We start from the raw sequence: 24,061 nt of genomic DNA, 5'->3' as shown, positions 1-24,061 counted from the left end.
GATGGCTTGGACGCAAATCGATCTCGATGCGATCGAAAAGGCCATCGCCACCGGCGCGCGCCGCGTGCGCTACCAGACGCATGAAGTCGAGTACCAGAGCCTCAGTGACATGCTGAAGGTTCGCCAGATCATCAAGGACGAACTGGCCGGCAATGCGCCGGGCGTCGTTCTCACAGAATACCAGAGCGGGGCGTAATCCCTTTGAATCCGATCGACGCCCTGATCGCCTTCGTCGCGCCGGAGCGTGGTGTGCGCCGCATTCTGGCGCGCGACGCCATTCGCTCGCTTGCCGAGACTCGCGCCTATGCCGCCGCCGGCCAGGGTCGCCGCAACAAGGGCTGGCGTGCCCGGTCGACTTCGTCCAATGCCGAGATCGGCGCTTCGCTCAACAATCTTCGCAACCGGTCCCGCGAATATGTCCGCGACAGCTGGGCCGGCCAGCGCATCCTCGACGTGATGGTCTCGCATGTCGTCGGCACCGGCATCGTGCCCGCCGTCGAAACGGGAAGCGATCGGGCGAACAAGAAATTCTCGCTTGCGTGGGAAGAGTGGAGCGCCGCAGCCGACATTGAGGGCGTGCTTGATTTCGGTGGCCAGCAGTCGCTTGGCGTTCGTTCGATGATCGAGGGTGGTGACACCGTCCTTCGCTATCACGACATCACCATGAATGAGGCCGGCCGGACCGTCCCGTTCAGGCTGCAGGGCCTGGAAGGCGACCAGATCGACACCTCGCGGGACGCGCAGCTTGCCGATCAGAATGTCCGCCTTGGCGTGAAGCTAGGCGCCAATGGTCGCCGTCTTGGGCTCTACCTGCACGAAGATCATCCCGGCGAGATGACGCTTAAGGGCACATCCTATTCGTCTAACCTGGTCGCCTGGAATGACCTGTCGCATCTCTATCGGCCGCTGCGCTGGGGCCAGGTCAGGGGCGCTTCGTGGTTCGCGCCGATCCTGCTGACGGCCAAGGAAATCCAGGACCTCACAGACGCGGCGATCGTCAAGGCGCGCGTCGAGGCCTGTTTTGCCGCCTTCCGCAAGAATGCCGCCACCGGTGCATCGCCCTTTGCTGCTAAGACGGATGAGAATGGCGACAAGGTGACCCGGATCGAGCCGGGCATGATTTTCGACATCGGTGATTCCGACATCGTCTTCGCCCAGCCATCATCGCAGTCATCCTTTGCCGAGGTCTACATCGCCGGCATGCAGGCGATGGCTGCCGGCATCGGCATGACCTATGACCAGCTGACCGGTGATCTGCGGCAGGCCAACTATTCGTCGATGCGTGCCGGACGGATCGAATTCCGCCGCCTGGTCGAGCAGATCCAGTGGCACATTGTCATTCCCCGCTTGTGTATTCCGGTCTTGAACCGTTTTGTGGCGAGGGCGGTTCTTTCCGGCATCCTGCCCGACCGCAGGGAAGGCTATCCGGTCAAGTGGATCACGCCGGCCAACGAGCCGATCGATCCCAAGAAGGACCTTGAGGCGGACATCCTCGCCGTCCGCTCCGGCCGCCTGTCGCCGCAGGAATTCATCTCGGCATGGGGCCGCGACTGGCGCGCTGTGGTTGCCGACTATGCCCTTTTCCTGAAGGCGATAGACGACGCCGGCGTGCCGCTCGACATCGATCCGCGCAAGCCCGCCAACGGCCTCGCCGCTCCGGCACCGGGCGATCAGACCAAAGGAAATCAGGATGGCTGAGATCATTCGCCTGCCGCAGATGCTGCGCGACGCCGAAGTTCGCGCCGGTTCGTTCGACGATGCCGCCCATACGATCGAGGTCATCTGGACCACCGGCGCGACCGTGCGCCGCGTGTCCTGGTTGGAGGGCGAGTTCGACGAAGAGCTGATCGTCAGCGCCAACGCGGTCCGGCTCGACCGGCTCAACAGCGGCGCGCCATTTCTCGATACGCACGGCCAGTGGAGCCTCGACAGCGTCATCGGGTCTGTGGTGCGCGGCACGGCGCGGATCGAAGGCGGGCAGGGTCTTGCCCGCGTCAAGCTGTCCGCCGCTCCGGATGCCGTTGATCGCGTCGCCAAGATAAAGGAAGGCACCGTTTCCAACATCTCGGTCGGCTACCGCATCCACTCGGTCGAGCGGAAAGAGCGCGACGGCAAGATCCCGCTGCACCGCGTCATCGATTGGGAGCCGTGGGAAATCTCGGCCGTGCCGATCCCGGCCGATCCGGGCGCGCAGGTTCGCAGCGCCAAATCGGACATGTTCGATTGCAAGGTCGAGCGCGCGCTTGCCGACGACAACGACGTTCGCCGCATCCGCCTTGCCATGCAGCAGCGCATGGCCGGGCTCGGCCGCTAACCAGATCATTTTCACAGGCCGCCTGCGCTCCACCGGGGACGCAGGGCGACGGCGTACCGCCCCGGAAACGCAAAGGAACAAGCCATGAAAAAGGCTTCATTCTCCGCGGCCGTCGCCATGATCCTGTGCGCCGGCCTCATTCTTGGTCTGGGAGCAGAGGCGGCCCATGCTCTGCCTCATCTTTCGATGCCGATCTCGCATGAGCATTTCAATTTTTCCGATCACGTTCTGCATGCGTCGGTTGCGCTTGCCGGATTGCGCAGCAAGCTGGCCGACCTGACCACCAAAGCCGAAAAGAAGATCGGCGAGATCAAGGACGACACCTCTCCCGAAGCCGCTCGCACGATCCAGACGGAACATGCCGGGCTTCTCGCCGAGATCGATCAGGTCCGCGCGCAGATCCGGACCGCCGAGGAAGAGGAAACGCGCCGCAATGCGCCTCCGGCTCCCGACACGGCGACCCGTGCCGCCGACATCGTCGGCATCGCCGCCGCGGCCCGTGCCGCCGGCGCCGAGGTTTCGACCGAAGACGAGCAGACCGCGATCCGCACCAATGTCGAGCCGGCGACCTTCCGTGCCCAGATGTTCGATCGGCTTGCAGCCCGTTCCAGCCAGAACCGCACCGATCCGGCGCGCATCACCCAGGATGAACGCGAGACGCGCCGCAACGCCATGACCGAAGCCCTGTCCTATGGTCTCGGCGCACCGATCCCGCAAGCCGGTCCTTCGGCCGCTGCCCGTGGCTTCATGGGCCGTGGGCTGATCGACCTTGCCGCGCAATGCATCGACTATCGCGGCGGCCTGGTCATGAATGCCCGTCAGATCGACGACATCCTGACGCGCGCCGGCATGCATTCGACTTCGGACTTTCCGATCATCTTCGAAAATGCCGTCAACCACACGCTGGAAGGCCGCTATGCGCTGGCGCAGCCGACTTTCCGCCGCATCGCCCGCAAGCAGAACTTCCGCGATTTCCGCCCGCACACCACCGTCAAGCTCGGCGATTTCCCGATGCTGCAGAAGGTGCTGGAAACTGGCGAGATCAAATACGGCACCTTCAATGAAGGCAAGGAAACCGTCCAGGCCTTCAGCTACGCGATTGCCATCTCCGTCAGCCGTCAGATGCTGATCAACGACGACATCGGCGCCATTGCCGATCTGCTGTCGAGCTATGGCGCCAGCGTCGCCCTGTTCGAAGAGGTCATGTTCTACAGCACCGCCTTCAACGCCAATCTGGCGGACGGCAATCCGGTGTTCCATGCCAGCCACGGCAATCTCGCCGCCGCCGGCACGGTGATCGATGTGACCAATGTCGGCAAGGCGCGTGCGGCCATGTCGAAGCAGAAGAGCCTCGGCGGCAATCAGTTGCTCGAAAACCGCGCCCGCATCCTGCTGGTCGGCCCGGACAAGCTGACTGAAGCGGAAATGCTGCTGGCATCGATCACGCCGGCAACCGTCGCCAACGTCAACATCTTCTCCGGCAAGCTGGAGCCCGTCGACACCGCGCAGGTCACCGGCAACGCCTGGTACACCTTCGCCGATCCCTCGACCGGCTCGAACTACCGCTGGGGCTATCTCGAAGGCTACGAAGCGCCGCGCGTGCGCATGGACGAGCCCTTCGGAAAGCAGGGCTTCGCCATGTCGGTCGAGCACGATTTCGGCGTCGGCGCCACCGACTACCGCTTCGGCTACAAGAATCCGGGCGCCTGATCGCCCGGCTGAAACCCTGTCCTGAAACCTTTAGGGCGGCGTTTCCCTTCTTCTGGGAGCCGCCCATTTCACAAGGAAAGAAGCGATGAAAAACTTCATCCAGCCGGGCAATTCTATCTCGGCAGTCGCGCCGGTCGGCGGCGTCGTCTCCGGTATTCCGGTAATCGTCGGGTCGCTGGCCGGCATTCCCGGAACGACCGCGCTTGAGGCGGCGGAATACGAACTGCATCTGGTCGGCGTCTATGACATCGACAAGGCGACCGGTGCCGCATGGGCGGTCGGCGACAAGATCTATTGGGACGCCACCGCCAAGAAAGGCACCAAGACCACGACCAGCAACACGCTGTTTGCCGTCGCGGTGGCGGCCGCCGCTTCCGGTGACACCACCGGCCGCATCCGTCTTGGCGCTCCGGCAGTCTAATCTGGCGTGTCTTCGTTCTTCGCGTCCCTGGCAGGGCTTGCCCGCACGACCGTCGAGCGCGTCCATGGAGAGGCTGTCACCATCCTCCCCATGGATCGCCCGACCGGTCCGAACGGCAAGCGGCAAGCCTCGTCGGTTCGCGCGGCGTGGTCTGTCTCGGCGCTGTTCTATCGTGAGGCCGAGGGCGTTGATCGCGATATGCTCTCGGCCTTTCCCCGTGGCGGATCAGGTAATGCAGGCGGCGTCATGCGGGCGGGCCGGCATACCGCTTCTGTCGGCAAGGGGCCGGAGGGTCAATTGCCGATCGAGGGCGATATCCTGCGTCAGGACGACGGCAGCCTGGCGCATTTCGAGATCACATCAATCGACCCCGATGGCCTCGGCCACTTCACGCTGACGCTTGCCACGATCAAGGCACCGACATGACCATCTCGGCCGAAATGGCGCGGCTTGTCGCGATCGAGTGCCTGGCGCCGACTGCCGCCATTCTGGCGGGCAGAGGTTTTCCGACATTGGCTGGCGGCAATTTTTTCGACAGCCGGCGCATTTCGGTGGGTGAGCTTTCGATCGAACGGTTCACGCCGGCAGTGTCGATCTACACACGAAAGGCGGAATCGCCGCGGCGCGGCTTGGGGCAGGGCAGTGTCGAGCGCTTCGCCCGCACTGCACTGGAAATCGTTGCCGAACTGGCGATTGGGGCCAGCGATGAGTCCGGCGACTTCACTGATGCGCTGGCGGAGGACGATGTCACAGCCAGGCTGACGCTTGCTGCGCTCTGCGGCCAGATCGTCCAGACGCTGACCGCGTCGCCTGCCGGCGCGCTGTTTCGCAAGGCAGTCATCGCCATCGACGGCATCGACTTCGAGCCGCATGCGATCCCGCAACTCAATTTGCGCTGGCAGCGCACAACCATGCTGTTCGATTGCCAGATCCCCGGCGACGACTTCACTGTCGGCGGGCAGCTGCCGGAGCCGAGCGCGACTTTGGCCGCGCTTCTCCCGGCAGGATCATACGCGGCTGGCATCCTCGCCGACCTCAGCAGCCGCTTTGCAGCATCGCCGACCTATCCGGCAATTCAGACGATTGCTTTTGAGGTGAAGCGAAACGGTGTTTCCGGCGAGATGGGAACCACTGCCGCCGTAGCACCGCCGTTCGCAGATATCGAGGACTAGATCATGGCCAATCTCGTTCATGCCAGGCTGGCGGATGCTTCGCACCGTATGCCGCATCCTTTCCGCCAGAACACGGACTTTCCCGCCGAAGGCCAGACGATCGACATGGAAGATCCAGTCTGGATGCATCTCGTGAACGACGGTTCGCTGGTTGTCGACCCAATCGAAGCGCCTGCCGCCCAGCCAGTTCCGGCTCATGGGTCCGCAGGCAAGCGCAAGGAGAAAAACTGATGGGCATCCTGTTCAACAACATCCCCGGCGCCGGCCTCGTCGCGCCGCTGTTTGCCTTCGAGGTCACTTCCGGCGGTTCCTATCAGTCGGCCTCGCGCCTGCTTCTGATCGGCCACAAGAACACCGGTGCAGCGATTGCCGACAATGTGCCGACGCCGGTCGGCTCGGCGCAGGAGGCGGTCGCGCTTGCCGGCGCCGGTTCGATGCTGGCTGAAATGGCGCGCGTCGCCTTTCTCAACGCGCCGACGCAGGAGACCTGGATCATGGCCGCGCCTGCGACCGGCACGGCGCGCGTCGACACGATCAAGGTCAATTCGGTTCCGGCCGGTGGCGGCGTCGCCACCATCGAGATCGGCGGCGAGCCGGTGCAGGTGCAGATCGCGGCGGGCGACAGCGTCAATACCGTGGCCGCCGCCCTTGCTGCCGCCATCAACGCCTATTTCAACGTGCTGACCGGCGCGGCGCTGTCGGTCACCGCCACCGTCGCCACCGACACGGTGACCGTTACCGCCCGCCATCTAGGCCTGATCTACGTCGACTATGATTTTTATGTGCCGACCGTTGTCGCAGGCAACGCCTTCGCCGGGGCTGCCGTCACCGTCACCAACACGGTGGTTCCGACCGGCAGCCCTGACCTGTCGGCAGCTTTGGCGGCGCTTGGCGACGATCCCTTCGATTGGATCGTCTCGCCCTTCTCGGATGCGACCAACATCACCCGCTACACGACGGCGATGAACGATGTCTCCGGCCGCTGGGCTTATAACCGCCAGGTTTACGGGCATGTCTTCACCACCGCGGCCGGCACGCTGTCGGCGCTGACCACGATCGGCCTGGCGCTGAACGACCGCCACCTGACCATTCATCCGCGCCTGCCTGCGGCCGCCGGCAACCCGACGCCCGCATGGCTGGCCGCCGCTGCCCGCACGGCGCGCATAGTGCCATGGCTGTCCGACGATGCCACGGGCAATGTCTCGCGCAACCAGAAGGGCCTGGTCGTCCAGGGCGAGCGGCCGCCGCGTGACCGCTCGCTGGTGCCGACCTATGCCGGCCGCAACACCATGCTGCGCTCCGGCATTTCCAGCGTTATCGTCAATACCGATGGCGGCGTGGCGATCGACAAGATTGTCACCACCTACCAGAAGGACGCCAATTCGCAGCCGGACGAAACCTTCCGCGACATCCAGGCAATGGGCCAGCTCGTGGCCATCCTGCGCTATTTCCGCGCGCAGCTTTCTTACGAGCACGGGCAGAAGTCGCTTGCCGACGAAAACCCCGGCGGCCTCGGCGCGATCTCGACGCCGAAGTCGATCAAGGCGACACTTGTGCACGCCGCCGACACGCTGGAAAACCGCGGCGTGCTGGAAAACGCCCGCGGCTTTGCCGACCGGCTGATCGTCCAGCGCAACAGCCAGAGCGCCAACCGCGTCGACATCATGGCGCCGCTCGACCGCGTCAACCCGCTCGACGTGATCGCCGCCAACGCGATGCTTTACAGCCAGTATCGCGCCGTCTGATCGCCGCCTGACCATCCATTCAACTGAGAGGAAAAACCGATGCAGAATTTCGGCGGAGAAATGACGTTCGGTCTTTCGACCGGCGAGCGGATCGTGGTGCGCGGTGCCGCCGAGATCATGCCGTCAAACGTCAACATCGAAGGCAATGCCAACCAGGACGGCTCGCCCTATCGCACGGTCGAGCCGACCGGCTTTAAGGCCAATCTCACCTTCGAGGATTTGCCCACAGACGACTGGAATCGGCTGATGCGCGCCTCGGGCTTCAACGTGACGCTCAACGAAAGCTTCACCGGCGTCCAGCATCTGTGGACCGAAGCAGGCTTCACCGGCACGCCGACAGTCAACCGGGCGAGCGGCGAAGTCACCGGCGTGGCGCTGCTCGCCCGCGTCTACCGGAAGATCTGACGATGGCGGAAACGGTCGTTCCGCTATCGAAGCGCTATGAGGCGCACGGCGAAGCCTTCGACAAGGTGACCGTGCGCGAGCCGCGCTTCGAGGATCTGCTGGCGCTAGGCGAGCCCTACGAAATCCAGCGCGCCGGCGGCAACAATGTCGTCATCGAGAACGTCGACACCGTCGCTGCCTATGTTCGCCGCTGTGTCGTGGCGCCGGGGATCGAGAAGCTTGGCGTGCTTGAGCTGGCCGATGCCAGGCTGGTGCGCGATGCGGTGATCGGTTTTTTTATGCGTACCGCGCCGGCGGTCACCGAGTAGGCGACGTCATCGGCATCCAGGCCGATGACCTGATGTTCTTCTTCAACTGGCAGCCCGGCACGGTGCTGCCGATGGCGTTTTCCGACATCGCCATGCTGCACAGGCGCGGCATTGAATTCCTGAAGCGTAGGCCGAAGACATGAGCAACCGCACGATCGAGGCCATATTGCGCCTGTCGGCGAAGCTCGGCCCGATGGGTGCCTTCGGCCAATTGTCCAGCAAGCTCAACCAGGTCAACCAGAAGGCTCTGGCGTTCAACCGCACGCAAGGGCTGATGGCGCGCAACAGCATGCTGGCGGCAAACGCCATTCGCGGCCTCGTCGCCTATGGTCTGGTGCGCGGGGCCGGGCAAATGGTGACAAACTTTGCCGGCGCCGAACGGCGGCTGAACCGCATCGCCATCAATGCGGATGCCGGCAAGGACAAGCTTGGCGAGATGTTCCGCACCGTCGATCGTGCTGCGCTCGACTATTCGATGACGCAGGACAGCATCACGGACGGTCTCGAATCGCTTGTCGCTTCTGGCCGCAGTCTGGACGATGCGCTTTCGTTCCTGCCCTCCGTCGCCGCCACCGCGCAAGCTGCCGGCGCCGAGATTGCCGATATCGCCACCACGGCTGACGCTATCGGCAATTCTTTCCATTTCGCCGGCAACAACATGCAGCGCGCCTTCGACATCCTTGTGACGTCGGGCAAGCAGGGCAAGTTCGAGCTGAAGGACATGGCCCAATACCTGCCGTCGCTGGCGCCGGCCATGGCCTCGCTCGGATACGAGGGTGAGAAGGGCTTGGGCAAGCTCGCCTCCATGCTGCAGACAGTGCGCCTGCAAACCGGTGATGCGAGCTCGGCCGCGACCAATTTGCAGAACGTCTTGCAGAAGATGGAATCGAACGAGACGGCGAAGAGCTTTAAGAAGTTCGGCGTCGATCTGCGCAAGGAAATGGCCAAGGCACGGAAGGAAGGCCGCGACCTTATCGATGTGTTCATCGAACTCACCGAACGGGCGCTCAAAGGCGATCTGTCGAAGATCCCGCAACTGTTCACCGATGCGCAGTTCCAGCAGGGCATGCGCGCCCTTTTGCAGGGCCGCGACGCCATGGAGGGTTTCCAGAAGGCGCTCGAAAATGTCGACGGCGCGACGATGCGCGACCTCGGCCGCGTCCTCGATGACAACCAGTCGAAGATCGACCGAATGGGCGCGTCGTGGGAGCGCATGGTGCGCGCGATCGGGTCGGGTATTGCACCCGCCGCCACGGGCGCCATGGACTTCGTCAGCTCCAACATGGACAAGGCACAGTTCATCAATGCCGAGCTCGACAAGCAGGGCATGGGCTGGTGGGAGAAGCGCATGTGGTGGCTGCGCAATGGCTTCGACAATCAGGACCAGGGGCTGACCGCATTCAAGGGCGGCTGGCGGTCGCCGGAGGGGCGGCTCGCCGCAAAAGGTACGCCCGATGTCAATCCAGAACTTCCTTCACACAGGCAGGACCAGCCGGGCCGCACGCCGATCCCGACACCGCGTCCCGTCGCGCCGAGCGTGGCCGAGCAATACCGGCTCTACGGTCGCGGGCACGCAGCCGCGGTGCGCAACAGCGTTCGGATCGAGAAGCCGGACGGCTACTTCGGCAACGAAATCGATTTCAGCGCCATGGAACGAGCCACGGACGCCGCAGCCGCCGACCTGAAGGGAGCCGGCGTCGAGACGGCATCGTCCGTGGCCGATGGCGGCAAGCAGGCCGGCGACAGTATCAAGTCGGGTGCCGACACTCTGGCGTCGGTCGCGGGCAAGTTGGAAGCGGCAATCGTCGCCGGTGCCAATGCGCTTGCCGGTGCTGCCCGCAGTGCTGCCGCCGATCTATCGCGGCCGATCGGCTCACTTAAGGCGGTGCGCGCCGACACCGGCAAGTCCAATGCCGGCCATCTGATGGGACCACGCTGATGCGCGACTGGCTGAAAGCCTTTCGGCCCGCATCATTCCGTGGCGTGCCGTTCTTCGTCGAGGCCGAGGAAGCCGAAGGCGGCCGGCGTGTCGCCATCTCGCCGATCGCCTATTCCGATCTGCATGTCACCGAAGACATGGGCGGCGATGTCAGGCGCTTCAGCCTGTCGGCCTATGTCGCCGGCGACGTTGCCGATGCTGCCGCCCGCAACTTCACCGCCGCGCTCAACGCACCGGGCACCGCGACGCTTATCCTGCCGATGGGCGGTCCGGTTCTGGTGCGGGTGCCGCGCTGGTCGCAGTCGCGCGAACGGGCGCGAGCCGGGTATGTCGGTTTCGAGGTCGAGTTCGTTGCGGCCGGGCTGCCGTCGTTGCCTTTCGCCGCGGTGCCCGGCGCCTTTGCGATTGCCGGCAAGATCGCTGCCGGCGTCGACATGATCGCGTCTGCCGCCGCTTTCCGCATGCGCGATGTCGCCCCCGGTCAGGCGGCACCCTCGGCACTCGCTGCCGCATCCGCCGCGGTGGCGATGGCCTCGGTCGCCGATGCGGCGGAGATGCCGGCCGAAACACGACCCATCATTGCCGATCAGATTGCGACGATCACGCGCCTGTTGTCAGAGCCGGTCACCCAGGCCGGGCCGATCGCTGCGGCGATCGTCTCCACGGTCGGCGCCATCGCCGATGCGGCGAGCCCGACCGAAGCCACTGAAGCTTTTGCGGTTGCGGCGGCACCTTCCGGCACCGATGTCTTCGCCATGGTGTCGGCCGCCGCCTTCGCCGCCGGCTTTTGCCAGGCGCTTGCTGCCGGCGATTATATTTCGCGCCAAGATGCGCGCCGTGCCCGTGACCGCATTGCGCCGGTCGTCGATCCCGTCCTCGAGGCGCTGTCCACAGGTCTCGACGTGGCAGTCAGCGAATGGCTGTCGGATATCGCGGCGACCGCGGCATCCGACCTCAGTGCCGTTGCCGCCAATCGGGCGCCGCTGGTCAGCGTTCAGACCGAAATATCGTTGCCGGCGACGGCGCTGGCCTTCGCGCTTTATGGCGATGCTGGCCGCGCCGGCGAGCTGGTCCAGCGCAACAGCGTCGCCACGCCTGCTGCCATGCCGATCAGCTTCGAGGCCATCGCCCCTTAGCCTACGTGTACACGCTGCCCTCACAGGGCGGCCTGAGAGGATCGTGCCTTGCCGATTGAGACCATTGCCATCCAGGCAGGCGGGCTGTTCCTGCCGTGGCAGGATGTCTCGATCTCGATCTCGGCCGAAGAGGCTGTGCGCAGCGCCGTGGTCACCGGGCACATACCGCCAGGTGCCTCACCGCCTTGGCCTGATGACAAAGCCAGCCTGACGGCGAACGGCACGCTGCTGTTGACTGGCTATGTCCGCGACCTCCGGCCCGACCAGGGATCGGACGACTGGCGCGCGACCATCTCGCTGGTTTCGCGGACGGTTGATGCGGTCGAGACCTCGATCCTGCATAAGACCGGCCTGGTCGAGAACAGGAACATAAAGGGCATCGGCGAGGCCTTCGACAATTGCGGCGTCGGCATCGAGGCGAAGGGATCATTCGAAACCGTCGCCAAGCATCAGATCGAGCCTGGCGAATCGCTTTATTCGACACTGGAGCCGCTGGCGCGCGCCGAGGCGGCGATCATCCACGACACGCCGGAAGGCAGATTACGCATCGTCCAGAAGCCGGAGGGATCGCACAGCGGCGGCCTGGCGGCTGGCGTCAACATCATCTCCGCCGCAGCGGAATTTTCGGGCGAGGGCAGGTTCAACCCGGTCATCGTTCGCGGCCAGCAATCGCGCGGCACGACACCGCAGGCGCTGCGGCCGGAGGCCAAGGCGTCCGATCCATCGGTCGGCCGCAGCCGCCCCAAAATCGTTGTTCTCGATGGCGAGGCGACGACTAAGCATATGAAGAACGCGGTCGAATGGGAGGCCCGCGCGGCGGCTGGTCTCGCGGTCAACGCAACCATCACCGTTTCCGGCTGGCGCGATGCTGGCGGCAGAATCTGGACGCCGAACTTTCTGGTCTATGTGCGCCATCCTCGCGTCTATCTCGACCAGATGATGGTCATCAAGTCGGTGGAACTGACGCAGGACACGCAAGCCGATGGTGACGGCACGCGGGCGATCCTGACGCTGACCGATCCGCGCGCGCTCGGCGGCTCTTCGTCCGGGTCGAAATCGGGCAAGGGCTGGTCCGCGCCGGAGCCAAAGGCGGAGTATTCGGCGCAATGAAATCCTCTGCGCACCTGACGCGTTTCGAGATCGACTCTTCACGTTTCGACGACGGCCAGCTGCTGATCTCCGGTCGCGGACTTGCCGGTGAGACGTTCAAGGATCTGCTCTACGTCCAGCCGCATGGCGCCGCCAGTCGTCCGCCCAAGGGCGCGATCGGCGTTGCCATGGTCATGCCTGGCCGCCGCACACAGGCGATGCTGATGGGCATCGAGCATGCGCAGCACCGACCCGACCTGCCAGACGGCGCCGCGGCGCTTTACGACGCGTCGGGAAACATCATCAAATTGTTCGCTGGAGGCGTGACCATGGATTTCGGCTCGCGAACCATCACGCTGACCGGCGGCACCTGGAATGTAAAGGGCGACCTTAACGTCGACGGCAACATCACCGCCACCGGCTCGATCATCGACGCCGGCGGCAACACACCGCACCACACGCACTGATGATCAGGATCGTTCCACTCACCGGCGACGGCGAACCGCTTTTGTCGCCCGATACACTATGGGACGGCACGTCGGGCGACTGGGCCATAGAAGGCGACGACAAGGCCAATGCCGGCGGCCTGCGCGCCAAGGCGGAACTTGCCACCGCCGTGCTGCTTTGCCTGATGACCGATGCGCGCGTCGAGCCTGACGAGCTGCCGCCCGAAGAGCAGAACCGCGGCTGGCCGGGCGACAGTTTCGACCTGCGCACCGATCTCGGCGAGACGGTGATGGGCTCGAAACTCTGGCTGCTGCGCCGCTCGACGGCAAACGACGCTACCGCGTTGCGCGCCGAAGATTATGCCCGTGCCGCCCTGCAGACGCTGATCGACCAAGGCGCCGTCTCCTCCGCCGAGGTGACCGGTACGGCCGACCCGGCGCAGCGGCGTATCGATCTGAAAATTACCTTGAAGGACCGCGATGGCGCGGTCGTCTTCGATCGCCGCTTCGGCGTCCTGTGGGAGCAATTGCGTGGCCTGGACCGTCCTCTCGCCAACTGAGATTTCGACCCGGCTGCGCGGCACCTTGCGGCGCTATTTGCCGGGGACGGATGCGCTGGTCTGGCCGAACAATTTGACCGCAATCGTCAAGACCGTCGCCGCAGGCATGCACGACATGCATCTACGCGCCGCCTGGCTTTACGATCAGATTTTCGCGACCACGGCCAGCGTCCAGCATCTGGAACGGCACGGTGCCGAACTCGGCATCTATCGCCGGCCGATGGCGCGTGCCGAAGGCGTGGTGACGCTCAATGGCTATGCCGACACCATCTATCCGGCCGGCATCGCCTTCATCGCCGGCAACCGGCTCTATCGCTCGGTTTCCGATGCGCGCTCCGACCTGGCCGGGCAGCTCGCGCTGACCGTCCTGTCCGACGATTATGGCGTCGCTACCAACATCGCCGCCGGCGAGACGATGCAGCGCGCCGACCCGACGCAGTTCCCGAACCTGGAACTGGAGGCGACTGTGGCCAGCGGCGGAATCGGCGGCGGCGCCGATACCGAGACCGACGCGTCGCTGCGCGCGCGTATCCTCGACCGCAAGCGCAGGCCGCCGCAGGGCGGCGCCTATTCGGACTACGAGCAGTTTGCCCGTGCCGTGCCCGGCGTCACTCAGGCTTGGGCCTTTCCGTTCGCCGACGCGCCCGGCACGGTCGGCGTCTGGTTCCTGTTCGAAGGCCGCGTCAACGGTATCCCCGAAGCGGGCGATATCGCTCTGGTCCAGGATGCGCTGGAAGCGCGGCGACTGATCCGTGCCGGCCTGTCGGTTTCGGCGCCAATCCCGTCGCCGCTCGACATCACCATCGCCAATCTTGCCGTCGACACGGTGCAGACGCGCGCGGCGATTGCCGCCTCGATCGCCGCCATGCTGGTCAGGCGCGCCCGGCCGGGCGTCGCTTCCGCGCCGTTCACCCTGTCGCGCTCGTGGATCTCGGAAGCGATCAGCCTTGCGGTCGGCGAGGACCGGCACTTCCTGATCAACCCGTCCGGCGACATCATCTATGTCGGCGGCGAAATGCCGGTGCTGGGCACGGTCAACTATGTCTGACCGCTGGCCCCGCTATCCCGGCGAGGACGAGCTTGCCTTCTTCCATTTCGCCCCGGACGATCCGTTCATCGGTGCGCCGCCGCAGGGAGATGTCCTGTCCGATCCCTCGGATGAAGCCGCAGAAGGTTTTCTGACGGCGCTGTTGCCGAAGGGTGCGGCATGGGGCACGCCCGACAACCAGGCACTCGATCCGCTGTCAGTGCTGTCGCGGTTCTGGCGCGCGGCCGGCTCGGCCTTTGCCGATGCCTATCGGGCGCTGTTCGGGGTCGCGCTCGAATCGACGGCGGTGACGCTGGTCACGTCGCTCGACGACTGGGAAATCGAATACGGGCTGCCCGATCCATGCCTGGGACCGGACCAGACGATCGACGCGCGCATGCGCTCGCTGCTGCTGAAAATCCGCTCCGGCGGCACGATCACGCCGGCCGATTTCATCAAGCTCGCCGCCGATGCCGGCTATGCCATCTCGATCGAGGAGCCGACGCCGTTCCGGGCCGGCGCCTCGACTTGCGGTGGCCCTGAGGCAATCGCGGGCGGCGATGTCGTCGAGTATGTCTGGATCGTCAGCGTCCCGGGCGTATCCGTCGAATATTTCCGGGCCGGCGATGGCCGCGCCGGCGAAACGCCGCTCGGCCGGCTCGGCCTGCCTGACGATCTTATCTGCCTGTTCAACGCGCTGAAGCCAGCCTGGACCACCATCGTTTTTTCCGTCTGAAAAGAGGCCGCCATGAAGTTCGTCAATCCGCGCAATGCGCCGCCATCCGAGGAGCGCATTCCTTACTGGAACGAGAACCGGCCGGCCGGCCTTACCGGCGCCATCCCTCCGGCCGATGTCTTCAACGATCCGCAGGACGAGATCCTGAAGGTGATCGTCGAAGCCGGCCTTACACCCGATGCTGCGGACAAGACGCAGCTCTGGCAGGCGCTGCAGGCGCTGATCGCCGGCATCGTCGCCGGCAGCACGCCGTCGATCGAGGTGCCGCCCGGCTCGGTCTCGATGTTTGCCGCCGCGACGGCGCCGACCGGCTGGCTGAAATGCAACGGCCAGGCGGTCAGCCGGACCACCTATGCCGATCTGTACGCGGCGATCGGCACCAGCTGGGGCGCCGGTGATGCGGTCACCACGTTCAACGTGCCGGACTTTCGTGGCGAATTCCTGCGCGGCTTTGACGACGGACGTGGCATCGACGCCGACCGTGTCTTCGGGAGCTTGCAGGATTATGCGACGGCGCGGCCGCAGAACGACACCGTTCAGCGCATCGATCCGTTAACCGGCGATCCCGTCACGCTCAAGCAGGCCGGCAATCCGTCGCCGGCGACCAATCCGTCGCAGGTCGGCTTTGTCCGCGCCTCGAAGCTCGGCGAGCGCATCGTCACCGGCGATTTCGATCCGGGCGGCGGCGGCAACCCTTATGTCGACATCGTCAACGTCGTGACCGGCGACGCAGAAACGCGTCCGCGCAACCGGGCCGTTCTGTATGTAATTAAAACTTGACGCCTCGCGACGCGCACCGGCCGTTTCGGCCTCAGAGCTCTTCCCCATAATTGGATTGACCCATGGCCGCACCCGACCTGTTCGGTATCCTTGATGTCGTCAAGAAGCTGACGCCGCCGGCGGGCATGGGCACCGCCCATGTCGACGGCTTCTCCTGGGCGCGCAACGGCCTGTCCTATGGCGATTCGACCAAGCTGACCGCCGACGACTGGAACCGCATCATCGCCAATCTGCGCGTCGTGCTGATCGCCTCCGGGGTTAATCTTTCAACGCTCGACCCGGCCGACCCGGCGCTGCTGAAGACCGTGCTGGAGCTCTATCTGGGTGCGGCGGTCACCGACATCCTGTCCGGCGTCGATGTCGGCGGCTACGGCATGATGGCCAAGGCCATCTATGACGCCAACAATGACGGGCTGATCGATATCGACCATGGCGGCACCGGCGCGTCGAGCCTGATTGATGCCGCCGACAATCTGTCGGCCATGTCGACCGACATCGCCAGCGCTGCGACCACCGATCTTGGCGATGCCACCGGCATCAATATCCGCATCACCGGCACCGACGCGATCTCGTCCTTCGGCTCGGCGCCGAACGGTGCCATCCGCCGCCTGACCTTCGCCGCCGCACTGACGCTGACCCATAACGCCACCAGCCTGATCCTGATCGGCGGCGCCGATCTTGCGACCGAGGCCGGCGACACCGCGTGGATGCAGTCGCTCGGTTCCGGCAACTGGCGCATGCTCGGTTTTTTCAGGGCCAGCGGCGCGCCGCTCAGCAGCATCCTGCGGCAAGGCTCAAACCCGCTGCCGGCCGCCGAGGGCGACGCGCGATGGGATACCGACGACAATATCCTGCTCATCGGCGACGGCGTCGGGCCAAAACTGTTCCTGCCGGTGCCGGCCGGCCTGATGGCGGGCGACCTGCTTTATGCGACGGCGCCGAAGGTTCTGGCGCGACTGCCCAAGGGTGCGGCCCGGCGGACGCTGCGCATGAATGCCGCCGCGACCGCACTGGAATATGGCGGCGGCAACGGCCTGCCCGACGCCATCCTCGAGGACCAGAAGGCGTCTGGCGTCAGCGGCGGCTCTTCGGCGCCCGGCAATGGCGCCTGGGTGACGCACATCCTCAACACCAAGGTTCGCGACCCTTACAATCTGATGGCGCTGGCCAGCAACGTCTTCACGCCGGCGAACGATGGCCGGGTTGAATGGCAAGTCGTCGGCTATGGCACCGAACTGCAGGTGCGTCTGTTCGACGTGACCGCCGGAGCCGAAGTCGGCATCGGAATGGGCGCTGGAGGCAACACGTCGCCGGACACCGGTTGCATCGCCATCGGCGGCGCGATGGTCGTCGGCGGCCACGCCTATCGCCTGGAATGGCGCACGTCACACACTCATGCCAACGGCCTCGGCCTGGCCTTCGGCTTCGGCTCGATCGAGGTCTATGCCCGCCTGAAATATTGGGGAGACTAGATGAGCAATTTCGTCCTCGTCGAAAACGGCATCGTCGTTCAATCCGACCGAACGGGCGCCGCGCCGGAAGGCTTTATCGAAGCCGATGATGCGGTCTGCCCCGGCTTCCTGTTCGATGGCGAAGTGTTCACCGCGCCCGTACCGGTGCCGGTCATTCCGGACCGGGTATCCGCGCGACAGTTCAAGCTGCAGCTGCTCGCCGCCGGCCTGCTCACCGATGTCGAAGCCTGGATTGCAACGCAAGGCCCAGCCGTCCAGATCGCCTACGAAAACAGCGGCAGCTTCGTCCGTACCGATCCGACGATGCAGGCCGGCTTTGCCGCGCTCGGCTTTTCGGGCGCGCAGGTTGATGCCTTCTTCACAGCGGCATCGGTTCTCTGAAATCATGGCAAAATATGTTTTCCCCGATGTCGAGCCGATCCGGCCCGGCTACGATTTCCAGATGCGCCTGCAGTTCCCGCAGGATCTGTGGGAGGCGGAAGAGATGGACAGCGGCCGGCTGGTAGCGCAGTTCCGCTCGGCCGTGCCTGGCCCGGTGCTGTTCGAGGCCGATACGGTGACAGCGACACTGCAGCGCGAAGCGCCGCGCACATTGGCTTTCTTCCTATCGGAGGAAGCGAAGCGACCCTTCGCTGCCTCGACCATCGTCGTGTTCGATATCGCCCGCTTCGATGATGTCGATAGCCGCATGGTCCTCGACAAGGTGATCTGGCCAGTTTTGACAACGGTGACCCGCGATGTCGTATGACGCGATCCTCGAAATTCCCAACGTCGTCATCGTCCGTGGTGCGCCCGGCGTGCTTTGGCGCGATGAATGGGTGTCCGGCGCTCATTATAAGATGCATGACGGCGTATTTCGCGGCAATTCCAGTTATCGCGCGATGGTAGAACATGAAGCTTCGGCCGATACCGACCCTGGCGTTGGGGCAAATTGGGAAACGGCCTGGCGGCCGATAGCACTTGGCTATCTCGCATTCGCGCCAGGTATTCCCAGCCTCGACTTTTCCGAAACTGCGAACAGCCAATATCTCCCTCTCCCATAAAGGAATTAGACCATGGGCCTGAGAATAAAAGACGCTATCGGATTGGAGCGCGTCGTCGCATCTACCATGGATGTGGTTGGTGATGACCTTGAGCACACCCCTCACCACCGCGATCCCGAGGCTATTGCTGCGCTCAATCTCATCCACGCCGATCTTGGCACGACGCTGGCCGCCTATCTGGACGGTCTAGAATCGCTGATCGGCACCACGAACGTCGGCAATGCCGCTATATTGGCAAAGCTCTCCGCAGATCCGGCTACCCAAGCTACGCTAGCGGCGGTTCTCGCCAAGCTTCCCGTAGGACTTGGCACCGGCGGCGGGCTGAAGGTTGATGGCAGCGGCGCCGCTCTGCCTGTGACCGGCTCTGGCTATTTTGCAGCGGTGGGCGCCACCATGCAGCGCCCCGCCGACACCAGCGGTTACAGCGTCGGCGATATCGTGGCCCAAAATACGCTTGCGGCTTCCTGCTCCGGAGTGGCTGTCGCCGTTGCGAGGGCCAATGATGCCACCGGCATGCTCCGCCGCTGCCGCGTTAAGGTGAACGATGCGGCATGGCTGAATGCCCAGCTTTACATCCATGTGTTCAAGGACACTCCGACCTTCGCCAATGGTGACAACGCGGCGTTCGCTGCCGGATTAACGGAATCGAACTACATCGGCGCATTCGATGTGACGCTTGATCGCTCGTTTTCCGACCCCCTCGTCAAGGGGATTGGGGCGCCTCGGGCCGGCAGCGAGATGAACTTCGATGCGCACGCCGGGTCGCCGAACCTCTACTACGTCATAGAGACGCGCACGGCGGTCGCGGTGCCCGGTTCCGGCAAGATCTTCACCGTCGTCTTTGAAGTGTTGCAAAACTGATGCTTAGCTTGACGCCGGCGGGCCGCGCATTGCTGGGGAAGCAGAGAGGAGGGGTAAGCCCACTCGCTCTGTTCGCGAAAGCCGCAACCCAGCGAATTGATATCGTGGGTATTGGAGATAGCAACCAAGTCCTTTCTGGTTTCGGCTGGGATCATGGCTTTCAATATGCCATGAGCCGCTACTTCCCGATGTACGCAACAGGCCTGCTCAGCCAGAACGAAAACAACGGATCAGGGTCTGGCGTCGGCTATCTCTACAGTCGAGCGGCCGCAGGAGTTATTGGGGCCGTCAGCGGCGCTCCCGTCGATCTCGGCAAGTATCTCAACAAAGGCTCGGGGGCGCTATTCCCCGCTTACTACACCTATGTCGCTGACGGAAATATCGTCGGGTCAAACAGCCTTATCGGTCTGGTCTTGTCGCCTAATTGCCTGATCGACAACGGCGGCGCTCTTGATTTCGATCTGCATTGGGGATCATTCGATAGTGGGGCAGGAACGTTCCGGCCGTATGTCAGGCTAGGACAATCGCCTTTCACGACGCTTGCGGTTGCTGCGGTGCCGCTCAGTTCAAATACGGGCGCGTTCGCGATGCAGCGAACAACCTTATCCATTGCAGCGGACCCGACGCGAGCGGACAAGCAGGTGGAGTTCAAGCCTCTCCGTACCGCCTCCGATGGCATCACTGGTCCATACTTCAGCACCTACATGAGGGCGAGCAATCCTGCCCGCCCCAACGGCTTCTCCTATCACACGTTAGAATATCGCGGCGGCCAACCAGCGAGGACGATGGCTTACGATATTCAACAGGCCAGCAACGAGACGCTGACACATTATTTCGCCGAGGTTCGAAGGCTTCAGGGCCCGATCAAGTGTGTCATTATCATGGTCAACTCCGGCCTCAATGATCGGAACGAGACGCAAGCGTCTGTTGGCCCCGCCGCCGTGGCAGACGGTGATAGCCCCGAAGCATTTGTTGACAATTGCACGGCCATTGTTCAGCGCATTCAGGCGATCTGGACGCTCAACGGATGGAGCCAGGACGAACTGCACTTCGTGTTCATGGTCTCGCATCCGCAGTCGGACCCAGACGATGCAGAACTCGAATCATATCGCTCAGCTATTCTTGCCTATGCTGCAACGCTATCGCAGGGTTACGCGATCGATCTCGCAGCCAAGATCACTTCGGCTCAGATGCTTGCACTTGGCTACTACGCAAGCGCTGGCACGGACAAGAACCACATGACGCAGGCCGGGTATGAAGGCATGGGCTTGCTGGCGGTGACAGCCTAAAAAAGGAACGCGCGGTGTTTAGCTGCCGGGCAGTCCAGGAACGCCTTTGCCTCTTCGCGCTGGCCTTTGTCGTTGACGTGGATGTCATCCAGATAGGACGTCGTCGGGTCGAGTAATCCGGCGTCGTCAACCACCGTTACCTTCTGTTCCTCCGCAACTGTGATAATGGCCAGCAGGCCGGCATGCGCGATCTTAGCTCGCCGGTCCGATCGCGTGTGGTGGAGGACCACGCACACGGCAATGCCTTTGTTCTTGGCGAGTTCGATCATCTCGCGCAGCGGCGACAGATCGATAGCGTGTTTTGGGACCTCGTCGAGGATGCTGGCTTTGGCTGTGTGGCCAGGCAAGTACCGCGGCAAGTATCGCTCAATAGCTTCGTCCAGCGCCAGCCAGGGGCGTCTTTGCGGCAGAACGTTGGGATCGAGCGCGGTGAAGGTCGGCAGGTCGCTCGCGTCATGGCCGGAGATCAGAATGATCAACCGGTCGGCATCGAAAAAGCCATAGGTCCGAAGGTATGCCAGTTCGTTCGCCGGTCCCCAGCTGCCAGCAGACACGTTCATGTATAGCATCTTGCTGTTGGTGAGCATGCTGGTGGCCAGCTTCGACTGATCGGTCAGGCTTCCGCCATTGAGGACGGAATCTCCAACGACCATGGTTCTGGCCTGGTCGGCCTGCCTCGTTTCTATGATCTGCTCGCTCCGCATGCTCCAGTGGTTGTAGGCAACGCGATTGCCAAAGCGAAACAGATCCTGATCGGGTGCAAAAAGATATTCGATCGTCGGGTGCGGAATGGAAAGCGGTGGCGTTCCGAGGCCGAGATAGTACCGGCAGAATAGTTCGCCGCCGACCAGCGACCAAAAGCAGACGCCCAAAATTACAACCGCAGCGACGACAAGATCAATGCCGCCGCGCTGCCGCTCAACGCGCAGTGCCATGATGATTTTACCCCTAAGCCCAGGGGCACAATGCACCAATAACGTGCGAAGTCAATTTACTACGCGCTTCAAAAATGAGACCAGACGAACAGAAACTCGCCTGTACCCCCACTTTCCCGCAGATCGTCTGCCCCGCTTGCCACCCAAGGCCGGGCATGATTAAGTTTGAGTATTTTTTGAAGGTATTGTGTGGATGAAACGAGTCTCCGGCCAAGCTTGGAATAGAAACAGTCGAATTCCAATATACAAACATATGGCCGCGAATTTCGCAAAGCAGCTCGTCGAAGAGGGCCGCCTTCGCTTAGGATCTGCGGGGTTTTATCACAATATTGACAACGCCCCTGAAGGCGTTGCTGATGACGCCGAGCTCTGCGCTATAGGCGTCCACATTCCAATTCACCTACCGGCGTTTGAAGGCGTACCCTTCCGGATTAGACTTTGGGAAATGGGCATCATAGCTGATTATGGTTTCCAAACTGAGCTAAACCTCGTGGGCTGCAAGTTTATTTCTGAACATGCGCCACGATATCTAATGTGCCTGACCACAGACCCCACACCAGGGCTTTTTGGAAAGGAATATGACACCGTATTACGCATTAGCGACGTTTATGGGTTTGCGGCGGCTATTGCAAAGTCAGATCCCAAAAACATCGGGCGCTTCAGCGTTGGCGCCGTGCGGTACGGAGCGCGCGAGTATGACATCTTCGGGTCTGAGCCTCTCACCCCTGATCCGTTCGCAAAGAAGGCCGAATTTGCATGGCAAAAAGAGCTGCGCATTGTATTTGAGCCGAGTGGCAAAATGCAGAACTTTCTCTCTGTCGAAAGCTCCGACGTCAGAAACTTTGTCGATTACGTCTGACTAGGTGAGCAATCGCGCCAAGGACGACAGACCTCCCTTCGACGCCGGTTTTGCTTGAGCTACCTAGCGATCGTGTCACGGGTCTTCGGAGGGCCTTTGCTTGTTCGACCACCAAATCAGGTAGATCGACCCGACCTTCGTGACAGGCACGCGCCTGTCACGTTCGCGCGTTCTTAGCTCTCGATAGGTTTTGATCTTCAGCGTGCCGCCAGGCAGCCTGATCCGCAACGTCATTTGATTGCCCCGCCATTGTGCAGTGCAACATAGGCGCTCACCCAGCAGCCAAGTCAATTCCCCATAGCACATCCAACTATCTCAACCTGCCCGTTCGGGGCGGAAAGGAACTGCCATGTTCGACGCTTCGACGCTGCAGGCGATCGAGGGCCTTGCCGGTCGCCTCAAATGCTCGCCGGCCGCATTACGGGCCGTCGCCGAGGTCGAGAGCAACGGCCAGGTCTTCGCCATGGTCAAGGGCAAGCAGGAGCCGCTGATCCGCTTCGAGGGGCACTACTTCGACGCGAGGCTCAATGCCACGAACCGCGCCGCTGCCCGCGCGCAAGGCCTTTCCAGCCCAGTTGCCGGCAAGGTGAAGAGCCCGGCCTCGCAGGCGGCCCGCTGGATGCTCTTGGCGCGCGCGGCCAAGATCGACCGGCAGGCAGCACTCGAATCGATCTCGATCGGCCTCGGCCAGGTGATGACGGCGCATTGGCAAAAGCTCGGCTTCGCCAGCGTCGACGACATGATCAAGCTGGCGCGCAGCGGCGCCGCCGGCCAGATCGACATCGTGGCCCGCTTCATCGACAAGTTCGGCCTCGCCGACGAGCTGCGCCGGCTGGATTTTGCCGCCTTCGCCCGCGGCTACAATGGCCCTGCCTACAAGAAGCAGGGCTATCACCTGAAGATGGCGGCCGCCTATCGGCGCCTCAGCGGCTCCCCGCCTGTCTCGGCCTCGACCGGCATGCTGCGGATGGGCTCGAGCGGGGCGCGTGTGCGCGACCTGCAGACGCTGCTGGCGCGCGCCGGCTACGCCGTCAACGTCGACGGCGACTATGGCCCGTCGACACGTGATGCGGTCCGCGATTTCCAGAAGGCGCAGAAGGTCACCGTCGACGGCGTCGCCGGGCCGGAGACCTTCCGCCGCCTCGAGGCATGGAAACAGAATGCTGCCGAGCAGCCGGGCGAACAGCTGGTCAGCCAGGTGCCGGAAGTCAAGGAGGCCACCAAGGGCGGCGGCGTGCTGGTGCTGATCATAGCCGCGCGCGACCAGGTCGCCGAGACGGCAAGCTATCTGACCGGCATCGAGGCCGACACGGCGCAGACCGTCGCCAACGCGCTGCTGGCCGGCTCCAGCGTCATCGGCCTCGGCCTTGCCGCCTACGCGGTGTGGGGCTGGTTCAAGAGCCGCCACACCGACGAGGGCGACATCGATATCGCCGCCGATGCCGCGGCGCCTGACGCGGTGCTGGCGTGACGGCCTGGATTATCACGCTTGTCGTCGGCCGGCTGGGCGTCAGCCAGGCGCTGGCGAACCTCATCGCCATCGGCGCTGCCATTGTCGTCGCCTCGGGCGCGGCATGGGGCGTCTATGCCTACGTCAAGCACAAGGGCGCGGAGGAAGTCCGCATCCAGATCGAGAAGGACAATCAGGATGCGATACGCAAGGGCATCGAAGCCAGCCGTTCTTTTGACAACTGCCTTGCTGCTGGCGGGGTGTGGGACTTCCGGCGTCAACGGTGTTCCAGCGTTTCGCTCGGCCCTCGGTAACAGCCTGGCGGGCGCGCAAGGCAAGACGGTCGAGGACCAGAACCGCATCG

General features: G+C 63.5%; 29 protein-coding genes. 28 read left to right on the top strand and 1 reads right to left on the bottom strand.

Annotated features, from left to right (window positions below):
• Window position 1 precedes the first annotated feature (1 nt).
• From NKI58_RS15915 to NKI58_RS15795, 25 genes are all read left to right on the top strand, one after another.
• On the top strand, window positions 2–196 hold the full coding sequence (locus NKI58_RS15915) for a phage head-tail joining protein (protein ID WP_352853501.1): 195 nt from the start codon (window positions 2–4) through the stop codon (window positions 194–196).
• A gap of 5 nt (window positions 197–201) precedes the next feature.
• The gene (locus tag NKI58_RS15910; RefSeq protein ID WP_352853499.1) at window positions 202–1,698 is read left to right on the top strand and encodes a phage portal protein; all 1,497 of its coding nucleotides are present in this window, start codon (window positions 202–204) and stop codon (window positions 1,696–1,698) included.
• Entirely contained in the window at window positions 1,691–2,314 is a 624-nt protein-coding gene (locus NKI58_RS15905; RefSeq protein ID WP_352853497.1) for an HK97 family phage prohead protease, read from the top strand. The genes NKI58_RS15910 and NKI58_RS15905 overlap by 8 nt, the downstream gene beginning before the upstream one ends.
• Before the next feature lie 84 nt (window positions 2,315–2,398).
• Window positions 2,399–4,024 carry a phage major capsid protein gene (locus NKI58_RS15900; protein WP_352853496.1) on the top strand — a complete coding sequence of 542 codons (1,626 nt, stop codon included), beginning with the start codon at window positions 2,399–2,401 and terminating at the stop codon, window positions 4,022–4,024.
• Between the two features lie 85 nt (window positions 4,025–4,109).
• Window positions 4,110–4,445, top strand: a complete 336-nt coding sequence (locus NKI58_RS15895) for a DUF2190 family protein (RefSeq protein ID WP_352853494.1) — start codon at window positions 4,110–4,112, stop codon at window positions 4,443–4,445.
• 6 nt (window positions 4,446–4,451) lie between these two features.
• Entirely contained in the window at window positions 4,452–4,871 is a 420-nt protein-coding gene (locus NKI58_RS15890) for a hypothetical protein (RefSeq protein WP_352853493.1), read from the top strand.
• On the top strand, window positions 4,868–5,617 hold the full coding sequence (locus NKI58_RS15885; RefSeq protein WP_352853492.1) for a hypothetical protein: 750 nt from the start codon (window positions 4,868–4,870) through the stop codon (window positions 5,615–5,617). The genes NKI58_RS15890 and NKI58_RS15885 overlap by 4 nt, the downstream gene beginning before the upstream one ends.
• A 3-nt stretch (window positions 5,618–5,620) precedes the next feature.
• Entirely contained in the window at window positions 5,621–5,848 is a 228-nt protein-coding gene (locus NKI58_RS15880) for a hypothetical protein (RefSeq protein WP_352853490.1), read from the top strand.
• Window positions 5,848–7,362 (top strand): phage tail sheath subtilisin-like domain-containing protein, encoded by a 1,515-nt coding sequence (locus tag NKI58_RS15875; RefSeq protein ID WP_352853489.1) that lies wholly within the window; start codon window positions 5,848–5,850, stop codon window positions 7,360–7,362. Before NKI58_RS15880 ends, NKI58_RS15875 begins: the two co-directional genes overlap by 1 nt.
• Before the next feature lie 39 nt (window positions 7,363–7,401).
• Window positions 7,402–7,767: a phage tail tube protein gene (locus tag NKI58_RS15870; RefSeq protein WP_352853488.1), complete on the top strand. Its 366-nt coding sequence runs from the start codon at window positions 7,402–7,404 to the stop codon at window positions 7,765–7,767.
• 2 nt (window positions 7,768–7,769) lie between these two features.
• Window positions 7,770–8,075, top strand: coding sequence for a hypothetical protein (locus NKI58_RS15865; protein WP_352853487.1), 306 nt, complete (start codon window positions 7,770–7,772; stop codon window positions 8,073–8,075).
• Between the two features lie 139 nt (window positions 8,076–8,214).
• On the top strand, window positions 8,215–10,014 hold the full coding sequence (locus NKI58_RS15860) for a phage tail tape measure protein (protein WP_352853485.1): 1,800 nt from the start codon (window positions 8,215–8,217) through the stop codon (window positions 10,012–10,014).
• Window positions 10,014–11,150, top strand: coding sequence for a DNA circularization N-terminal domain-containing protein (locus tag NKI58_RS15855; RefSeq protein ID WP_352853483.1), 1,137 nt, complete (start codon window positions 10,014–10,016; stop codon window positions 11,148–11,150). The genes NKI58_RS15860 and NKI58_RS15855 overlap by 1 nt, the downstream gene beginning before the upstream one ends.
• A gap of 48 nt (window positions 11,151–11,198) precedes the next feature.
• Complete coding sequence (locus tag NKI58_RS15850; RefSeq protein WP_352853482.1) at window positions 11,199–12,260, top strand: phage baseplate assembly protein; 1,062 nt, start codon at window positions 11,199–11,201, stop codon at window positions 12,258–12,260.
• The gene (locus tag NKI58_RS15845; RefSeq protein WP_352853481.1) at window positions 12,257–12,706 is read left to right on the top strand and encodes a phage baseplate assembly protein domain-containing protein; all 450 of its coding nucleotides are present in this window, start codon (window positions 12,257–12,259) and stop codon (window positions 12,704–12,706) included. Before NKI58_RS15850 ends, NKI58_RS15845 begins: the two co-directional genes overlap by 4 nt.
• Window positions 12,706–13,245 (top strand): phage GP46 family protein, encoded by a 540-nt coding sequence (locus tag NKI58_RS15840; RefSeq protein WP_352853479.1) that lies wholly within the window; start codon window positions 12,706–12,708, stop codon window positions 13,243–13,245. Before NKI58_RS15845 ends, NKI58_RS15840 begins: the two co-directional genes overlap by 1 nt.
• The gene (locus tag NKI58_RS15835) at window positions 13,217–14,293 is read left to right on the top strand and encodes a baseplate J/gp47 family protein (RefSeq protein ID WP_352853478.1); all 1,077 of its coding nucleotides are present in this window, start codon (window positions 13,217–13,219) and stop codon (window positions 14,291–14,293) included. The genes NKI58_RS15840 and NKI58_RS15835 overlap by 29 nt, the downstream gene beginning before the upstream one ends.
• Entirely contained in the window at window positions 14,286–15,008 is a 723-nt protein-coding gene (locus NKI58_RS15830; RefSeq protein WP_352853476.1) for a putative phage tail protein, read from the top strand. Before NKI58_RS15835 ends, NKI58_RS15830 begins: the two co-directional genes overlap by 8 nt.
• 12 nt (window positions 15,009–15,020) lie before the next feature.
• The gene (locus tag NKI58_RS15825) at window positions 15,021–15,788 is read left to right on the top strand and encodes a phage tail protein (RefSeq protein ID WP_352853475.1); all 768 of its coding nucleotides are present in this window, start codon (window positions 15,021–15,023) and stop codon (window positions 15,786–15,788) included.
• 62 nt (window positions 15,789–15,850) lie between these two features.
• Entirely contained in the window at window positions 15,851–17,260 is a 1,410-nt protein-coding gene (locus NKI58_RS15820) for a hypothetical protein (RefSeq protein ID WP_352853473.1), read from the top strand.
• Window positions 17,261–17,641 (top strand): hypothetical protein, encoded by a 381-nt coding sequence (locus NKI58_RS15815; RefSeq protein WP_352853471.1) that lies wholly within the window; start codon window positions 17,261–17,263, stop codon window positions 17,639–17,641.
• Between the two features lie 4 nt (window positions 17,642–17,645).
• Entirely contained in the window at window positions 17,646–18,008 is a 363-nt protein-coding gene (locus NKI58_RS15810; protein WP_352853469.1) for a hypothetical protein, read from the top strand.
• Window positions 17,998–18,303 carry a hypothetical protein gene (locus NKI58_RS15805; protein WP_352853467.1) on the top strand — a complete coding sequence of 102 codons (306 nt, stop codon included), beginning with the start codon at window positions 17,998–18,000 and terminating at the stop codon, window positions 18,301–18,303. Before NKI58_RS15810 ends, NKI58_RS15805 begins: the two co-directional genes overlap by 11 nt.
• Window positions 18,304–18,315: 12 nt before the next feature.
• The gene (locus NKI58_RS15800) at window positions 18,316–19,164 is read left to right on the top strand and encodes a hypothetical protein (protein ID WP_352853465.1); all 849 of its coding nucleotides are present in this window, start codon (window positions 18,316–18,318) and stop codon (window positions 19,162–19,164) included.
• Window positions 19,164–20,453, top strand: a complete 1,290-nt coding sequence (locus NKI58_RS15795; protein WP_352853463.1) for an SGNH/GDSL hydrolase family protein — start codon at window positions 19,164–19,166, stop codon at window positions 20,451–20,453. The genes NKI58_RS15800 and NKI58_RS15795 overlap by 1 nt, the downstream gene beginning before the upstream one ends.
• Here the strand turns inward: NKI58_RS15795 and NKI58_RS15790 are convergent.
• A complete protein-coding gene (locus tag NKI58_RS15790) occupies window positions 20,450–21,388 on the bottom strand; it encodes an SGNH/GDSL hydrolase family protein (RefSeq protein WP_352853461.1) in 939 nt (312 codons plus the stop codon). The two genes, NKI58_RS15795 and NKI58_RS15790, sit on opposite strands and share 4 nt — an antisense overlap.
• 253 nt (window positions 21,389–21,641) lie before the next feature.
• On the opposite strand from NKI58_RS15790, the gene NKI58_RS15785 reads away from it, so the two are divergent.
• The 3 genes from NKI58_RS15785 to NKI58_RS15775 all read left to right on the top strand — a co-directional run bounded on the left by NKI58_RS15785 (window position 21,642) and on the right by NKI58_RS15775 (window position 24,011).
• On the top strand, window positions 21,642–22,247 hold the full coding sequence (locus tag NKI58_RS15785; protein ID WP_352853460.1) for a hypothetical protein: 606 nt from the start codon (window positions 21,642–21,644) through the stop codon (window positions 22,245–22,247).
• A 349-nt stretch (window positions 22,248–22,596) separates the two neighbouring features.
• Complete coding sequence (locus NKI58_RS15780) at window positions 22,597–23,718, top strand: N-acetylmuramidase domain-containing protein (protein WP_352853458.1); 1,122 nt, start codon at window positions 22,597–22,599, stop codon at window positions 23,716–23,718.
• Window positions 23,715–24,011 (top strand): hypothetical protein, encoded by a 297-nt coding sequence (locus tag NKI58_RS15775; RefSeq protein WP_352853456.1) that lies wholly within the window; start codon window positions 23,715–23,717, stop codon window positions 24,009–24,011. The genes NKI58_RS15780 and NKI58_RS15775 overlap by 4 nt, the downstream gene beginning before the upstream one ends.
• Window positions 24,012–24,061: the final 50 nt, after the last annotated feature.

Origin of the sequence: Mesorhizobium sp. M0522 (genome assembly GCF_040321085.1) — a bacterium.
Taxonomy (GTDB): domain Bacteria; phylum Pseudomonadota; class Alphaproteobacteria; order Rhizobiales; family Rhizobiaceae; genus Mesorhizobium.
Note: the sequence above shows the minus strand (reverse complement) of the source record. Positions and strands in the feature narration are given on the sequence as shown.

What these genes read in the sequence shown, in the direction of transcription:
- NKI58_RS15915 (WP_352853501.1), top strand. Translation starts at nt 2, where the DNA reads ATGGCTTGGACGCAAATCGATCTCGATGCGATCGAAAAGGCCATCGCC.
- NKI58_RS15905 (WP_352853497.1), top strand. Translation starts at nt 1,691, where the DNA reads ATGGCTGAGATCATTCGCCTGCCGCAGATGCTGCGCGACGCCGAAGTT.
- NKI58_RS15900 (WP_352853496.1), top strand. Translation starts at nt 2,399, where the DNA reads ATGAAAAAGGCTTCATTCTCCGCGGCCGTCGCCATGATCCTGTGCGCC.
- NKI58_RS15895 (WP_352853494.1), top strand. Translation starts at nt 4,110, where the DNA reads ATGAAAAACTTCATCCAGCCGGGCAATTCTATCTCGGCAGTCGCGCCG.
- NKI58_RS15885 (WP_352853492.1), top strand. Translation starts at nt 4,868, where the DNA reads ATGACCATCTCGGCCGAAATGGCGCGGCTTGTCGCGATCGAGTGCCTG.
- NKI58_RS15880 (WP_352853490.1), top strand. Translation starts at nt 5,621, where the DNA reads ATGGCCAATCTCGTTCATGCCAGGCTGGCGGATGCTTCGCACCGTATG.
- NKI58_RS15875 (WP_352853489.1), top strand. Translation starts at nt 5,848, where the DNA reads ATGGGCATCCTGTTCAACAACATCCCCGGCGCCGGCCTCGTCGCGCCG.
- NKI58_RS15870 (WP_352853488.1), top strand. Translation starts at nt 7,402, where the DNA reads ATGCAGAATTTCGGCGGAGAAATGACGTTCGGTCTTTCGACCGGCGAG.
- NKI58_RS15865 (WP_352853487.1), top strand. Translation starts at nt 7,770, where the DNA reads ATGGCGGAAACGGTCGTTCCGCTATCGAAGCGCTATGAGGCGCACGGC.
- NKI58_RS15860 (WP_352853485.1), top strand. Translation starts at nt 8,215, where the DNA reads ATGAGCAACCGCACGATCGAGGCCATATTGCGCCTGTCGGCGAAGCTC.
- NKI58_RS15855 (WP_352853483.1), top strand. Translation starts at nt 10,014, where the DNA reads ATGCGCGACTGGCTGAAAGCCTTTCGGCCCGCATCATTCCGTGGCGTG.
- NKI58_RS15845 (WP_352853481.1), top strand. Translation starts at nt 12,257, where the DNA reads ATGAAATCCTCTGCGCACCTGACGCGTTTCGAGATCGACTCTTCACGT.
- NKI58_RS15840 (WP_352853479.1), top strand. Translation starts at nt 12,706, where the DNA reads ATGATCAGGATCGTTCCACTCACCGGCGACGGCGAACCGCTTTTGTCG.
- NKI58_RS15830 (WP_352853476.1), top strand. Translation starts at nt 14,286, where the DNA reads ATGTCTGACCGCTGGCCCCGCTATCCCGGCGAGGACGAGCTTGCCTTC.
- NKI58_RS15825 (WP_352853475.1), top strand. Translation starts at nt 15,021, where the DNA reads ATGAAGTTCGTCAATCCGCGCAATGCGCCGCCATCCGAGGAGCGCATT.
- NKI58_RS15820 (WP_352853473.1), top strand. Translation starts at nt 15,851, where the DNA reads ATGGCCGCACCCGACCTGTTCGGTATCCTTGATGTCGTCAAGAAGCTG.
- NKI58_RS15815 (WP_352853471.1), top strand. Translation starts at nt 17,261, where the DNA reads ATGAGCAATTTCGTCCTCGTCGAAAACGGCATCGTCGTTCAATCCGAC.
- NKI58_RS15810 (WP_352853469.1), top strand. Translation starts at nt 17,646, where the DNA reads ATGGCAAAATATGTTTTCCCCGATGTCGAGCCGATCCGGCCCGGCTAC.
- NKI58_RS15805 (WP_352853467.1), top strand. Translation starts at nt 17,998, where the DNA reads ATGTCGTATGACGCGATCCTCGAAATTCCCAACGTCGTCATCGTCCGT.
- NKI58_RS15800 (WP_352853465.1), top strand. Translation starts at nt 18,316, where the DNA reads ATGGGCCTGAGAATAAAAGACGCTATCGGATTGGAGCGCGTCGTCGCA.
- NKI58_RS15795 (WP_352853463.1), top strand. Translation starts at nt 19,164, where the DNA reads ATGCTTAGCTTGACGCCGGCGGGCCGCGCATTGCTGGGGAAGCAGAGA.
- NKI58_RS15790 (WP_352853461.1), bottom strand. Translation starts at nt 21,388, where the DNA reads ATGGCACTGCGCGTTGAGCGGCAGCGCGGCGGCATTGATCTTGTCGTC.
- NKI58_RS15785 (WP_352853460.1), top strand. Translation starts at nt 21,642, where the DNA reads ATGGCCGCGAATTTCGCAAAGCAGCTCGTCGAAGAGGGCCGCCTTCGC.
- NKI58_RS15780 (WP_352853458.1), top strand. Translation starts at nt 22,597, where the DNA reads ATGTTCGACGCTTCGACGCTGCAGGCGATCGAGGGCCTTGCCGGTCGC.